Genomic DNA, 14,918 nt, shown 5'->3' on the forward strand with positions numbered 1-14,918 from the left:
TTATCGAGTCTTGCCCGGTGTCAGGGTCAATTGCTCCTTGTCGAAATCATCCACGTCGATCACCTTGCGACGTGCCGCTTCTGCCGTTTTCAGGTTTTGCGCTTCAGTAGGCATCAGGACCCCGAGACGCAGAGCGGCATCGATGACATGTTCGCCCGGCGTGGGCTGGATCTGTCCGCTCTTGAGCACCTGTTGCAGTTTCTTGTGCAGTGGCTGGGCTTCGCTCAGCAAGTCGCAGGCCTTCTGCAGTGCGGCGACCGGATCTCCTTCCGCTTGCGGGCGGTAGCAACCGGCCAGGAGTTCTTCCAGCGTCGGGTCACCTTTGGCGCGGCCCAGCACTTGCGCCACTTCGGCACCCAGTTTGTCCGACGGGCCTTTATGGCGACGGCCGAACGGGAAGACCACCACTCGCAACAAACCACCCAGCAGACGGTTGGGGAAGTTGCTCAGCAACTCGTCCAGCGCTCGCTCGGATTGCCCCAGACTTTCTTCCATGGCCCAGCGCAGCAGCGGTCGCAGATGCTCGGGGGAGTTGAGGTCGTGATAGCGCTTGAGCGCTGCCGAGCCCAGATACAGATGGCTCAGGACATCTCCCAGCCTTGCCGACAGGCGCTCGCGGCGTTTCAGCTCGCCGCCCAGCAGCATCATGCTCAAGTCGGCCAGCAGGGCGAAGGCTGCTGCCTGACGATTCAATGCCCGGAAATAGCCCTGGCTCAAGCTGTCGCCCGGTGCCCGCTCGAAATGGCCCAGGCCAAGGTTGAGCACCAGGGTGCTGGCCGCGTTGCTCACTGCAAAACCAATGTGCTTGAGCAGCAGGGTGTCGAACTCGGCAACGGCGTTGTCCTTGTCTTCACGTCCGGCCAGAGCCATTTCCTTGAGGACGAACGGGTGGCAGCGAATCGCGCCCTGGCCGAAGATCATCAGGTTGCGGGAAAGAATGTTGGCGCCTTCCACGGTGATGAAAATCGGCGCGCCTTGCCAGTTGCGTCCCAGGTAGTTGTTCGGCCCCATGATGATGCCCTTGCCACCATGGACATCCATGGCGTGGCTGATGCATTCGCGGCCGCGTTCGGTCAGGTGGTACTTGAGGATCGCCGAGAGTACTGAAGGTTTTTCCCCCAGATCCACGGCATTGGCGGTCAGTATCCGTGCGCTGTCCATCAGCCATGCATTGCCGCCGATACGCGCCAGCGCTTCCTGAATACCCTCGAAGGCTGACAACGGAACATTGAACTGTTCACGAACCTGCGCGTACTGGCCTGTTACCAGGCTGGTGTATTTGGCTGCACCCGTGCCGACAGCGGGCAACGAGATCGAGCGGCCCACCGACAGGCAGTTCATCAGCATCATCCAGCCTTTGCCGAGCATTTCCTGGCCGCCGATCAGGTAACTCAGGGGAATGAACACATCCTTGCCGGAGTTGGGGCCGTTCATGAAGGCGGCGCCCAGTGGCAAGTGACGACGACCGATTTCCACGCCGGGCGTGTCGGTCGGAATCAGCGCCAGGCTGATGCCCAGGTCCTCTTCCTCACCCAGCAGGTGTTCCGGGTCATGGGCCTTGAAGGCCAGACCCAGCAGGGTCGCCACCGGGCCGAGCGTGATGTAGCGCTTTTCCCAGTTCAGGCGCAGGCCGATCACTTCTTCACCTTGCCACTGGCCTTTGCAGATGATGCCGGTGTCGGGCATCGCGCCTGCATCGGAACCCGCCAGCGGGCCGGTCAGGGCGAAGCAGGGGATATCGTCGCCACGGGCCAGACGTGGCAGGTAATGATTGCGCTGTTCGTCGGTGCCGTAGTGCAGCAGCAATTCAGCCGGGCCGAGTGAGTTGGGCACCATGACCGTGGAAGCCAGGTCGCCGCTGCGGGTGGCCAGTTTCATTGCGACTTGCGAGTGGGCATAGGCCGAGAAGCCCTTGCCGCCGTATTCCTTGGGGATAATCAGCGCGAAGAAACCGTGTTCCTTTATATGCGCCCAGGCTTCTGGCGGCAGGTCCATGGCCTGGCCGATTTCCCAGTCGCTGACCATTGCACACAGCTCTTCGGCAGGGCCGTCGAGAAAGGCTTGTTCTTCTTCGGTCAGGCTGGCTTTCGGGTAGGCCAGCAGTTTGTCCCAGTCCGGGCGACCGCTGAACAGTTCGCCGTCCCACCAGACGGTCCCGGCGTCGATGGCATCGCGCTCGGTATCGGACATGGGTGGCAATACTTTCTGGAACCAGGCGAACATCGGTGCCGTGAAGAACCTGCGACGCAGGTCCGGCAGAGCCAATGGCAGGAGAACCGCCAGCCAGAGTACCCAGAAAACTGTCAGCAACCAGCCCGGAGCGTGGCTGAAAATGCCCATCGCCAGCAGGTAGACCGCAATAATGCCCAATGCAGGCAGCGGGTCGGTACGTCGATGGGCCAGCCAGGCAATGCCGACCACCAGAACAACAATCCACAACAACAGCATAAACTTTCCTCCGTGGTGACATTGGCCTCTGACAAGGACTGTTTGCCCGACAGATCTGCGCCGACATCGTTAGTGACCCTTCATGGTCAAGGAAGTTGCGGTGTTCTCAGGTTAGACTGGCATGCGAACATTTTTCAGAACAATTGCCGAGGGAATGCAATGCTCAAGATCTGGGGCCGCAAGAATTCCAGCAACGTGCGCAAGGCACTGTGGATTGCCGAAGAAGTGGGTGTGCCCTATGAAACCCGGGATGCCGGTGGTGCGTTCGGGTTGGTGGACGGGGCTGAATATCGGGCCAAGAACCCCAACGGCCGTATCCCCATGATCGAAGACGGCGACTTCGTGCTCTGGGAGTCCAACGTCATCGTGCGCTACCTGGCTGCACTGCATGCGCCAGATACCCCTTTGTATCCTGCCGACCCGAAAGCCCGCGCTCAGGCCGATAAATGGATGGACTGGACCACGTCGACCATTGCAGCACCTTTCAGTCTGGTGTTCTGGGGTGTCGTTCGCACGCCTGCCGAAAAGCAGGACTGGGTCAAGATCAACGAGGGTATCCAGACCCTGCACGGCTTGTTGCGAGTGGCTGATGAAGCGTTGTCCCGCCAGCCTTATCTGTCTGGCGAAGTGTTCGGCATGGGCGATATCCCGTTGGGCTGTTTTGCCTATGGCTGGTTTGAAATGCCGATTGAACGTCCCGAGTTGCCCCATCTCAAAGCCTGGTATGAGCGCCTGAAGACGCGCCCGGCTTATCAGAAGGCGGTCATGACGCCTTTGACCTGAGTATCTGGCCCCGCCATTAATACTTACTATCAATAGATGTATCTGTACTTGTGTGACGCAGCCAAGCAACATGGCCGGGCTGCGTTAACTTGTAAGCAGCTATTTCAAACTACAATCATTTTCTTTTTTCCCCAGATTGGTGTGTTTTTCGATATGAGTTCTGCTCTGTCCATCCGGCAGCTAACCAAAACCTACGGCAACGGTTTCCAGGCCCTGAGTGGTATTGATCTGGACGTCGCCGAAGGTGATTTCTTCGCCTTGCTCGGCCCCAACGGTGCCGGCAAATCCACAACCATCGGGATCATCTCGACCCTGGTCAACAAGACCAGCGGCACCGTGAATATTTTCGGTCATGATCTGGACCGCGAGCCTGCCGCTCTCAAGCGCTCCATCGGTGTGGTGCCTCAGGAATTCAACTTCAACCAGTTTGAAAAGACTTTCGATATCGTCGTGACCCAGGCCGGTTATTACGGCATCCCGATGAAAGTTGCCAAGGAACGTGCCGAGAAATACCTGACTCAGTTGGGGTTGTGGGACAAGCGTGATGTGCCTTCGCGCTCGCTCTCCGGTGGCATGAAACGCCGACTGATGATTGCCCGTGCGCTGATTCACGAGCCGCGCCTGTTGATCCTCGACGAGCCGACGGCTGGTGTGGATATCGAGCTGCGCCGTTCGATGTGGAGCTTTCTGACTGAACTGAACCAGAAAGGCATCACCATCATCCTCACCACTCACTATCTGGAAGAGGCTGAGCAACTGTGCCGCAACATCGGCATCATCGACCATGGGGTGATTGTCCAGAACATGGGCATGAAGCAATTGCTCAACACCCTGACTGTCGAGACGTTCGTGCTGGACCTGAAAAATGCCTACCAGAGCGCGCCGAAACTGATCGGTTATCCCTGCAAGCTGCTGGACAGCCACACCCTGGAAGTCCAGGTCGACAAGAGCGTTGGCATCACCGCCTTGTTCAGCCAATTGGCTCTGCAGAATATTGACGTGCTGAGCCTGCGTAACAAATCCAACCGACTTGAGGAGCTGTTTGTGTCTCTGGTGGAAAAAAATCTGGCGAAGGTGGCTCTATGACCGGCCAGAGCGGTGAATTCCGTCCCAACATGGTTGCACTGAACACCATCGTCTATCGCGAAGTCCGGCGCTTCATGCGGATCTGGCCGCAGACGTTGCTGCCGCCAGCGATCACCATGGTTCTGTACTTCGTGATCTTCGGTAACCTGATCGGCCGGCAAATCGGCGATATGGGCGGTTTCACGTACATGCAGTACATCGTGCCGGGTTTGATCATGATGTCTGTGATCACCAACTCTTATGGCAACGTGGTATCGAGCTTCTTTGGTGCCAAGTTCCAGCATTCCATTGAAGAGCTGATGGTCTCGCCTGTTTCGCCGCATACGATTCTGGTGGGTTACACCCTTGGCGGTGTATTGCGCGGTCTGATGGTCGGGCTGATCGTGACGTTGCTGTCGATGTTCTTTACCGACCTGCAAGTGCATCACCTGGGCGTGACGATTGTTGTGGTGGTACTGACAGCGACCATTTTCTCGCTGCTGGGCTTCATCAACGCGGTTTTTGCACGTAACTTCGACGATATCTCGATTATCCCGACTTTCGTGCTGACGCCTTTGACCTATCTGGGCGGGGTGTTCTACTCCATCAGCCTGCTGCCGCCGTTCTGGCAGACCGTCTCACTGGCCAACCCGGTCCTGCACATGGTCAATGCCTTCCGTTACGGCATCCTGGGGGTTTCCGATATCAGGATCAGCATCGCGCTTGCCTTCATGGTCGTGGCAACCGTGGTGCTGTATATCGGCTGTGCCCGCCTGCTGGTGAGCGGACGCGGGATGCGGCAGTAACCTTTTCTCGTATGTGTATTCCCTCTGTGGGAGCGGATTCATCCGCGAAGGCCTTCGCGAATAAATTCGCTCCTACGCAGGCGTGGCGCAGTTAAAGAACAAAACCGGTAACACTCCATCCCGCCCATTTTTCTCTGTAGCGCTCATCCTTGAAGCCTCACCGCTTTGAGGGATGTTCATGCGCACAGGGATGATCGCGCTTGCTCTGGGTCTGTTGGCCCTGCGTTTTTTGCCCGCGTTGCCGCCGGTCTGGCTATTGCTGCTGATGCCGGTGGTCGCGTTGATGCTGCTGCCGTTTCGCACTTATCCACTGGCACTTTTTCTGTTCGGACTCACCTGGGCCTGTGTGTCGGCGCAGTCGGCGCTGGATGATCGGCTGTCGCCACGGCTCGACGGGCAGACGTTATGGCTGCAAGGTCAGGTGGTCGGCTTGCCGGGTTCTGCCGAAGGTGTGGTGCGTTTCGAACTGGAGGAGGCCCGGTCGCGACGGGCGAAGTTGCCGCAGTTGATTCGTGTGGCCTGGTATGGCGGCCCCGAAGTGCGTAGCGGCGAGCGCTGGAAACTGGCAGTCAAACTCAAGCGGCCGGCCGGGCTGGTCAACCCCGATGCTTTCGATTATCAGGGCTGGTTGCTGGCCCAGCGCATTGGTGCCACCGGCACGGTGGTGGACGGGGAGTTACTGGTGCCAGCCCGCGCCGCCTGGCGTGACGGGATTCGCCAGCGGTTGCTGGCTGTCGATGCCTTTGGACGTGAAGGCGGGCTGGCGGCGCTGGTGCTGGGTGATGGCTCCGGTCTGTCGACGTCCGACTGGCAAGTGTTGCAGGACACCGGCACCGTGCATCTGCTGGTGATTTCCGGCCAGCACATCGGGCTGTTGGCGGGCGTGGTCTATCTGCTGGTCGCGGGGCTGGCTCGCTGGGGATTATGGCCGCGCTTCCTGCCCTGGTTGCCATCGGCCTGCGGTCTGGCATTCGGTGCGGCGCTGGGGTATGGCTTGCTGGCCGGGTTTGATGTGCCGGTGCGTCGGGCCTGTGTGATGGTTGGCATGGTTCTGCTCTGGCGTTTGCGCTTTCGGCATCTTGGCCTGCTCTGGCCGCTGCTGGTGTCCCTCAATCTGGTTTTGATCTTCGAGCCTCTGGTCAGTTTGCAGCCGGGCTTCTGGTTGTCGTTCTCGGCGGTGGCAATTCTGATCCTGATCTTTGGCGGGCGTCTCGGCGCCTGGGGCTGGTGGCAGAGCTGGACACGTGCCCAGTGGTTGATTGCCATTGGTCTTCTACCGATTCTGCTGGCCCTGAACCTGCCGGTCAGTATCAGTGGTCCGCTCGCCAATCTGCTGGCTGTGCCTTGGGTCAGTCTGATTGTGTTGCCTCCTGCATTGGTGGGGACGCTTTTGCTGCCCGTGCCTGTGATGGGTGAAAGTTTGCTCTGGCTGGCCGGTGCCGCGCTGGAGGGGTTGTTCGTTTTTCTGGGGGCGGTTGCCGATATCCGGCCCGCCTGGCTGCCAGGCACGGTGCCGGCCTGGGCGTGGGCGATGAGCCTGCTGGGCGCTCTGCTTCTATTGCTGCCGAATGGCATGCCCATGCGTTTACTGGGTTGGCCGCTGTTATTGCTGTGTGTTTTCCCGCCGATCAAGTCGGTGCCTCATGGGCAGGTCGAAGTGCTGCAACTGGATGTCGGGCAGGGCTTGGCGACTCTCTTGCGTACCCGCCATCACACGCTGCTGTATGACGCCGGGCCGCGCTTCGGCGAGTTCGATATCGGTCAGCGGGTGGTGGTGCCTGCCATCCGCAAGGCTGGTGTGCGCAACCTGGACCTGATGATACTCAGCCATGCCGACACCGATCATGCGGGAGGCGCGCTTGCCGTCCATCGGGCGCTGCCGGTTCTGCGGGTAATGGGCGGTGAGCTGACCAGGCTCGATCCTCAATTGGATGCCCAACGGTGCCGCAACGATGAAACATGGGAATGGGATGGTGTACGTTTTGCGACCTGGCGCTGGGAGCAGGCCGAGGAGGGCAATCAGTCCTCCTGCATGCTGAGTGTCGAGGCCAATGGTGAGCGATTGCTGCTGACCGGGGATATCGATGCACAGGCCGAGCAGGCTGCGCTGAACAGCGATTTCGATCTGCGCGCCCATTGGTTGCAGGCGCCGCACCATGGCAGTCGGACCTCTTCCTCAAAACTGTTTCTGCGCGCAGTTGCTCCGGTTGGCGTGTTGATCTCCCGTGGACGCAACAATGCGTTCGGGCATCCTCATCCATTGGTCATGGCGCGTTATCGATGGCAGGGGATTCGCAGCTATGACAGTGCCGTACTGGGAGCCATCGGCCTGCAACTGGGGACCTTCGGCCAACCCCGGGCAGAGCGGGGCGAACAGCGCTTCTGGCGTGATTGAATGCGCGGATGTTTATCTCGGGCTTCGGACAGTCGCCGAGCCTATGTTAGAGTGGCGCCAATTTTTCAGGGAGTGGTCATTGTGTGGGAACTGGTCAAATCTGGCGGCTGGATGATGTTGCCGATCATTTTGAGTTCCATCGCCGCTGCCGGCATCATCATTGAGCGTCTATGGACGTTGCGTGCCAGCCGCATAACGCCTCCGCACCTGCTGGGACAGGTCTGGCAGTGGATCCAGGACAAGAAACTGGACAACGAAAAGCTCAAGCTGCTGCGCGCCGACTCGCCGTTGGGTGAGATCCTCGCTGCAGGCCTTGCCAACTCCAAGCATGGTCGCGAGATCATGAAAGAGTGCATCGAAGAGGCCGCAGCACGGGTCATTCATGATCTGGAGCGCTATCTCAGTGCCCTGGGCTCCATTGCCGCCATGGCACCCCTGCTGGGTTTGCTGGGTACGGTGCTGGGCATGATCGATATCTTCGGCTCGTTCAACAGTTCGGGAGCCACGGCCAATGCCGGTGCTCTGGCAGGCGGTATTTCCAAGGCGCTGATCTGCACCGCGTCGGGCCTGATCGTCGCGATCCCCGCGATTTTCTTCCATCGTTTCCTGCAGAGCCGAGTCGATGAACTGGTGGTCGGCATGGAGCAACAGGCGATTCGTCTGGTGGAAGTGGTGCAGGGCGACCGTGATGTCGATCTGGTGGATGCGCCGGTCGATCTGAAATCCATGGCCCGCACCGGGGGCAAGAAGAAGTGAAATTTCGCCGCCGCAAGCCGCGGGAGAACATCGACATCAACCTTGTGTCGTTGATCGACGTGGTGTTTATCCTGCTGCTGTTTTTCATCGTCACCACGACATTCACCCGTGAAACTCAGTTGCGCGTGGATCTGCCGCAGGCGGTGACCGGCACCCCGGATACCGAGGCCAACCTCAAGCATCTGGATATCGCCATCAATGCTGACGGTCTGTTTTCCCTGAACAACCAGTTGCTGCCGAAAAACGATCTGGCGACCCTGATCGAAGCACTGCAACGCGAGTCGGCGGGCGATACCAGCCTGCCGCTGTCGATCAGTGCCGATGGCAAGACTCCCCACCAATCGGTCATTACTGCCATGGACGCTGCAGGCAAGCTGGGTTTCAGCCATCTGCGCATGACCACTGTCGAGGCCAACCAGGCTAACTGATGGCACTTACCGATCGCTTGCTTGATGCCTGGTACAACGGCCATCCGGCGCTTGCACTGCTGCGTCCCCTTGAGAGCCTTTACCGGCGCGTCGTGAATGGCAAGCGTAAGCGTTTTCTGGCGGGTGAGGGTGATATCTACCGGGCGCCAGTACCGGTCGTGGTGGTGGGTAACATTACGGTGGGCGGCACCGGCAAGACGCCGCTGATTCTGTGGATGATCGAACACTGTCGCAGTCGCGGGCTGCGCGTGGGGGTCGTCAGTCGCGGTTATGGCGCAAAGCCGCCAAGCCTGCCGTGGCGAGTCCTGCCAGATCAGAGTGCTGACGAGGCGGGCGACGAGCCGCTGCTGATCGTGCAGCGTTGTGGCGTGCCGTTGATGATCGACCCGGATCGCAGCCGTGCCGTGCGCGCCTTGCTGGCTGCCGAACCGCTTGATCTGATCCTCAGCGACGACGGTTTGCAGCACTATCGGCTGGCCCGTGATCTCGAACTGGTGCTGATCGATGCCGCACGTGGGCTGGGCAACCGCCGCTGTCTGCCGGCCGGCCCGTTGCGCGAGCCGGTCGAGCGGCTGAACAGTGTCGATGCCTTGCTCTATAACGGTGCCCTTGAAGATCGTGACGACGGCTATGCCTTTGTGCTCAAGCCCGCGGCGCTGATCAATCTGCGCAGTGGCGAGCGTCAGCCGGTGGATCATTTCCCGGCTGGCCAGGCGCTGCATGCCGTGGCGGGTATCGGCAATCCGCAACGTTTCTTCAATACCCTCGAAGGATTACACTGGCGGCCTGTGCCTCACGCTTTTGCCGACCATGCGGTCTACAGCGCTCAAACGCTCACCTTCACACCATCGTTGCCAGTGATCATGACCGAGAAGGATGCTGTGAAATGCCGTTCCTTTGCGGCCGATGACTGGTGGTATCTGGCAGTGGATGCGGTGCCTGGCGCTGCCTTCGTCAACTGGTTCGATGAGCAGCTGACACGTCTTTTTCCATGATTGCCTCAGGAGTCCCCATGGACACCAAACTACTCGATATCCTCGCTTGCCCGATCAGCAAGGGGCCGCTGAAGCTCAGTGCCGACAAGACCGAACTGATCAGCAAAGGCGCAGGCCTTGCCTACCCGATTCGCGACGGCATCCCCGTCATGCTGGAAACCGAAGCGCGCACCCTGACTGCCGAAGAGCGTCTGGATAAATGATAGCGGCTTTCACGGTTGTCATTCCGGCACGATTCGGTTCCAGCCGCTTTCCCGGCAAGCCGCTGAAAACCATCGCGGGCAAGCCGATGATCCAGCATGTCTGGGAGCAGGCCTGTAAAAGCGGTGCCGAACGTGTCGTGGTTGCCACCGACGATGCGCGGATTGTCGAAGCCTGTCAGGCATTCGGTGCTCAGGTACTGATGACACGTGACGATCACAACTCGGGCACTGACCGTCTGGCTGAAGTGGCCGAACAGTTGGGGCTGGCGGCTGATGCCATTGTGGTCAATGTCCAGGGTGACGAGCCGATGATCCCGCCTGTGGTGATCGATCAGGTGGCAGCCAATCTCGCTGCGCATCCTGAAGCCGGTATTTCGACCCTGGCCGAGCCCATCGATGATGTCACTGCGCTGTTCAATCCGAATGTGGTCAAGGTGGTGGCGGACGTAAACGGCCTGGCTTTGACTTTCAGCCGGGCGCCATTGCCGTGGGCGCGGGATGCTCTGGCCGCAAGTCGGGACGTGTTGCCTGAGGGCGTGCCTTATCGTCGTCATATCGGCATCTATGCCTACCGTGCCGGTTTCCTGCATGACTTCGTCAGTTGGGGACCTTGCTGGCTGGAGAACACCGAAAGCCTGGAGCAATTGCGAGCGCTCTGGAATGGCGTGCGCATTCATGTGGCCGATGCTCTGGAGGCACCGCCTGCCGGTGTCGATACGCCTGAAGACCTTGAGCGTGTAAGGCGCTTGCTGGAGATTTGATGTCGGTTTGTCTTGTTCAACTGAAGGTAAGCGCATGACCTTGCAGGTGCAGTCCGGGGTTTCACTCAAACCCTTCAATACCTTTGGCGTGGATGTGCAGGCGCAACTGTTCGCTGAGGCTCGTGATGATCAGGAAGTGCGTCAGGCTCTGGCGTATAGCGCCGAACATGCTGTGCCCTTGCTGGTGATCGGTGGTGGCAGCAATCTGTTACTGACCGATGACGTCCGGGCACTGGTGCTGCGCATGGCCAGTCGCGGGATTCGTGTCATCAAGGAGGATTGCGCTCAGGGTATTGTCGAAGCCGAGGCGGGCGAGCCCTGGCATCCGTTCGTGCAGTCCTGCCTGGAGCTGGGTTTTGCCGGGCTGGAAAACCTGAGCCTGATCCCCGGAACGGTGGGTGCTGCCCCGATGCAGAACATCGGTGCTTATGGCGTCGAGATCAAGGATGTTTTCCACAGCCTGACGGCGCTCGATCGCCAGACCGGCGAGTTGCGTGAGTTTTCCCTGGAAGATTGCCGGTTCGCTTACCGCGACAGCGTATTCAAGCAGCAACCTGGTCGCTGGTTGATCCTGCGTGTGCGTTTTACCTTGCGTCGTACGCCTTCTCTTCACCTGGAGTATGGCCCGGTTCGCCAGCGTCTTGATGAGATGGGGATCAAGGAGCCGAGCCCCTTTGATGTCAGTCGCGTCATCTGCGCGATCCGCAGCGAGAAACTGCCAGACCCTGCCGTGCTGGGTAATGCCGGGAGCTTCTTCAAGAATCCATTGGTGACGGCTGAACAGAGCGAAACCATCAAGCGCAACTATCCGGGCGTAGTGGGTTATCCCCAGGCCGATGGTCGCGTGAAACTGGCAGCCGGATGGTTGATCGAGCAGGCTGGCTGGAAGGGCTTTCGTGAGGGGGATGCAGGCGTGCATGCGCTTCAGTCGCTGGTGCTGGTCAATCACGGTCAGGCCACAGGCCTGCAACTGCTGAGCCTTGCCCGTCGAATCCAGGCAGACATTGCCGAACGTTTTGGCGTGGAACTGGAGATGGAGCCCAATCTGTATTGAGGCTGCGCCTTCAGGCTGGCTGATGCCGAGCTGAAACGCCAGACACAAAAAAGCCCTACCTGCTCACACAGGTAGGGCTTTTTCATGGGCCGGGGATCAGGCGAGTGGTTTAGGCTCGGTCTCTTCCTGGGCTTGCGGTGCAGCAACTACTTCAGTTTCAGCGGCAGCAGCCTGCTCGGCTTCCTGGCGACGACGCTCTTCTTCTTCGCGCTTGCGGCGACGAACTTCGCGTGGATCGTTCGGGGCGCGACCATTGGTGCTGACCGGCGCAGGTGCTTCGGCCACTACAACTGGCTCTGCTTGCGGTGCCGGCTCAGGCTCGACGGCTTGTGGCGCTGCATAAGGAGCGGGCTCCTCCTGAACGAGTACAGGCTCGGCGACTGGTGCAGGCACTGGCAGCTCGGCGGATTCGGTAGCCGGCACGTCAGCCTGAACCGGAGCTTCGACCGCAACTTCCGGAGTTGGCTCTGGCGTTGGCTTGAACGGTACGATGTTTTCAGCCTTTGGCGCGTTTTCAGCCTGTGGTGCTTCAAACAGTTCTGCCTGAGCTGCACGTACTGGCGCTTCGACTACTGCTGGCTGCACTTCGACTTCAGGTGCGGCTTGCGCTTCTGGAGCGGTTTCGGCAACTGGCGCTTCGATGGCTGGTGTCTCTACAACCGGGGCTTCTACAGCCGGTGCTTCGACTGGCTGGGCTTCGGCAACGGGAGCTTCGACGACAGGCGCCGCTGCTTCGGCAGGTATTTCGGCCGATGCGTTGGCAATTTCTGCCTGGCGGTTGGCTTGCGCCTCGGCCGGGGCACTGATTACGGCTTCAGCGACAGCTGCGGTAACAGCCTGACCTGCTTCCTGGTCTTCACTGCCTTCGTTCTCTTCGGAGCCTTCGATCACATTGCCGTTGGCGTCACGCTGACGCTCGCGACGGTTGCTGCGACGACGCTGGCCACGGGAGCGACGACGAGGGCGTTCGCCTTCGCTGCCTTCCTGGTTGTCTTCGCTGGTCAGCTCTTCATTGTTCAGCAGTTCTTCTTCGCTGGTCGCGGCGGCGGCCTGCTCTGCACGTGGCTGACGCTCTTCACGAGGAGGGCGTGGCTGGCGTTCTTCGCGTGGAGCGCGCTCAGGGCGTTCTTCACGGGCTGCGGCTGGCGCTGCATCCAGAGGTTCGCGCAGTTCGCGCACAGGACGCTCTTCGCGTGGCTTGCGCTCACGTGGTGCGCGAGCCGGACGCTCTTCGCGTGGCGCAGCATCGTCACGGACTTCGCGAGGTTCGCGTGGAGCACGTTCTTCACGAGGGGCACGTTCTTCGCGTGGAGCGCGTTCGGCACGCTCTTCACGTGGCGCACGTTCTTCACGCGGCTTGCGCTCTTCGTCGCGACGGTTGTTGCGGCCACGGCTCTGTTGACGACCGTTGCGGCGCTCTTCGTTGCGGGCAGGGCGTTCGCTGGCTGGTTTTTCCACGACCACCGGTGCAACCGGCTCTTCCTTGGTGGCGAACAGGCTCACCAGGGATTTCACCAGACCCTTGAACAGGCTTGGCTCGTGAGCAGCAGGAGCTGCAACCGGAGCAGCGGCCTGGGCTGGAACCGGTGCGTTGGTACGCGGCGGTGCAGTCTTGACTGCGGCTTCCTGGCGAACCAGGGTGCGGGTGGCTGCGGCTTGCGGCGCAACTTCTTCCACTTCGGCAGCGGCAGCAGCGATTTCGTAGCTGGACTGATTGTTGTGGGCTTCCGGGCTGTCATCGCGCAAACGCTGAACTTCGAAGTGCGGCGTTTCCAGATGATCGTTCGGCAGGATGATGATGCGGGCGCGGGTGCGCAGTTCGATCTTGGTGATCGAGTTGCGTTTTTCGTTCAGCAGGAACGCGGCGACCGGGATCGGCACCTGAGCGCGTACTTCGGCAGTACGGTCTTTCAGGGCTTCTTCTTCGATCAGGCGCAGGATGGCCAGCGACAGGGACTCGACGTCACGGATGATGCCGGTGCCGTTGCAACGCGGGCAGACGATGCCGCTGCTTTCACCCAGGGAAGGGCGCAGGCGTTGGCGGGACATTTCCAGCAGGCCGAAGCGCGAGATACGACCGACCTGAACGCGGGCGCGGTCGGCTTCCAGGCTTTCGCGGACTTTCTCTTCCACGGCGCGCTGGTTCTTGGCAGGGGTCATGTCGATGAAGTCGATGACGATCAGGCCGCCGATGTCGCGCAGGCGCAACTGACGGGCGATTTCTTCGGCGGCTTCAAGGTTGGTCTGCAGTGCGGTTTCTTCGATGTCGCTGCCTTTGGTGGCGCGCGCCGAGTTGATGTCGATGGATACCAGGGCTTCGGTCGGATCGATGACGATGGAGCCGCCGGAAGGCAGTTCGACGACGCGCTGGAAGGCGGTTTCGATCTGGCTTTCGATCTGGAAGCGGTTGAACAGCGGAACGCTGTCTTCGTACAGCTTGATCTTGCTGGCGTACTGCGGCATCACCTGACGAATGAAGGTCAGGGCTTCTTCCTGGGCTTCGATGCTGTCGATCAGGACTTCACCGATGTCCTGGCGCAGGTAATCGCGGATGGCGCGGATGATGACGTTGCTTTCCTGGTAGATCAGGAATGGCGCGGCACGATCCAGGGATGCTTCCTTGATGGCGGTCCAGAGTTGCAGCAGGTAATCGAGGTCCCACTGCATTTCTTCGCTGCTGCGGCCAAGGCCGGCGGTGCGAACGATCAGGCCCATGTCGGCAGGAGCGATCAGGCCGTTCAGGGCTTCGCGCAGTTCGTTGCGCTCTTCGCCTTCGATGCGGCGCGAAATGCCACCGGCGCGCGGGTTGTTGGGCATCAGGACCAGATAGCGGCCAGCCAGGCTGATGAAGGTGGTCAGGGCTGCGCCCTTGTTGCCACGTTCTTCTTTCTCGACCTGAACGATGACTTCCTGGCCTTCGCTCAGGACGTCCTTGATGTTCACGCGGCCTTCAGGAGACTTCTTGAAGTATTCGCGGGAGATTTCCTTGAGGGGCAGGAAGCCATGGCGCTCAGAGCCGAAATCGACAAAGGCAGCCTCCAGGCTTGGCTCGATGCGGGTGATCCGGCCTTTGTAGATGTTGGCCTTCTTCTGCTCGCGAGCACCGGACTCGATGTCCAGATCGTAGAGGCGCTGGCCGTCTACCAGAGCAACACGCAACTCTTCGGGTTGAGTTGCGTTAATCAGCATTCTTTTCATGTAGTACCGTCGGTTTCCGGGCTGCC

At 60.1% G+C, this 14,918-nt stretch carries 12 protein-coding genes; 10 read left to right on the forward strand and 2 right to left on the reverse strand.

What is annotated here, in order from left to right:
- On the reverse strand, positions 1–2,448 hold the full coding sequence (locus tag Q6A51_RS08085) for an acyl-CoA dehydrogenase (protein ID WP_304574507.1): 2,448 nt from the start codon (positions 2,446–2,448) through the stop codon (positions 1–3).
- Positions 2,449–2,607: 159 nt separating this feature from the next.
- Here Q6A51_RS08085 and Q6A51_RS08090 point away from each other — a divergent pair, with 159 nt between their 5' ends.
- The 10 genes from Q6A51_RS08090 (at position 2,608) to murB (ending at position 11,694) form a co-directional block, all read left to right on the forward strand.
- Positions 2,608–3,231 (forward strand): glutathione S-transferase family protein, encoded by a 624-nt coding sequence (locus Q6A51_RS08090; RefSeq protein ID WP_201019262.1) that lies wholly within the window; start codon positions 2,608–2,610, stop codon positions 3,229–3,231.
- A 153-nt stretch (positions 3,232–3,384) separates the two neighbouring features.
- Positions 3,385–4,317, forward strand: a complete 933-nt coding sequence (locus Q6A51_RS08095) for an ABC transporter ATP-binding protein (RefSeq protein WP_304574508.1) — start codon at positions 3,385–3,387, stop codon at positions 4,315–4,317.
- Positions 4,314–5,102 (forward strand): ABC transporter permease, encoded by a 789-nt coding sequence (locus Q6A51_RS08100; protein WP_117167378.1) that lies wholly within the window; start codon positions 4,314–4,316, stop codon positions 5,100–5,102. Before Q6A51_RS08095 ends, Q6A51_RS08100 begins: the two co-directional genes overlap by 4 nt.
- A 178-nt stretch (positions 5,103–5,280) precedes the next feature.
- On the forward strand, positions 5,281–7,497 hold the full coding sequence (locus tag Q6A51_RS08105; protein WP_304574509.1) for a DNA internalization-related competence protein ComEC/Rec2: 2,217 nt from the start codon (positions 5,281–5,283) through the stop codon (positions 7,495–7,497).
- Between the two features lie 81 nt (positions 7,498–7,578).
- The gene (locus Q6A51_RS08110) at positions 7,579–8,253 is read left to right on the forward strand and encodes a MotA/TolQ/ExbB proton channel family protein (protein WP_200999751.1); all 675 of its coding nucleotides are present in this window, start codon (positions 7,579–7,581) and stop codon (positions 8,251–8,253) included.
- Positions 8,250–8,681, forward strand: a complete 432-nt coding sequence (locus Q6A51_RS08115; RefSeq protein WP_025261022.1) for an ExbD/TolR family protein — start codon at positions 8,250–8,252, stop codon at positions 8,679–8,681. Before Q6A51_RS08110 ends, Q6A51_RS08115 begins: the two co-directional genes overlap by 4 nt.
- Entirely contained in the window at positions 8,681–9,676 is a 996-nt protein-coding gene (gene lpxK / locus Q6A51_RS08120) for a tetraacyldisaccharide 4'-kinase (RefSeq protein WP_201019257.1), read from the forward strand. The genes Q6A51_RS08115 and lpxK overlap by 1 nt, the downstream gene beginning before the upstream one ends.
- A gap of 17 nt (positions 9,677–9,693) precedes the next feature.
- On the forward strand, positions 9,694–9,879 hold the full coding sequence (locus Q6A51_RS08125; protein WP_095067411.1) for a Trm112 family protein: 186 nt from the start codon (positions 9,694–9,696) through the stop codon (positions 9,877–9,879).
- Positions 9,876–10,640, forward strand: a complete 765-nt coding sequence (gene kdsB / locus Q6A51_RS08130) for a 3-deoxy-manno-octulosonate cytidylyltransferase (RefSeq protein ID WP_304574510.1) — start codon at positions 9,876–9,878, stop codon at positions 10,638–10,640. The genes Q6A51_RS08125 and kdsB overlap by 4 nt, the downstream gene beginning before the upstream one ends.
- A 34-nt stretch (positions 10,641–10,674) precedes the next feature.
- Complete coding sequence (gene murB / locus Q6A51_RS08135; protein ID WP_304574511.1) at positions 10,675–11,694, forward strand: UDP-N-acetylmuramate dehydrogenase; 1,020 nt, start codon at positions 10,675–10,677, stop codon at positions 11,692–11,694.
- Between the two features lie 96 nt (positions 11,695–11,790).
- Here murB and rne read toward each other — a convergent pair whose 3' ends face one another.
- Positions 11,791–14,883 carry a ribonuclease E gene (gene rne, locus Q6A51_RS08140; RefSeq protein WP_304574512.1) on the reverse strand — a complete coding sequence of 1,031 codons (3,093 nt, stop codon included), beginning with the start codon at positions 14,881–14,883 and terminating at the stop codon, positions 11,791–11,793.
- Positions 14,884–14,918: the final 35 nt, after the last annotated feature.

This window comes from Pseudomonas serbiensis (genome assembly GCF_030580745.1).
Taxonomy (GTDB): domain Bacteria; phylum Pseudomonadota; class Gammaproteobacteria; order Pseudomonadales; family Pseudomonadaceae; genus Aquipseudomonas; species Aquipseudomonas serbiensis.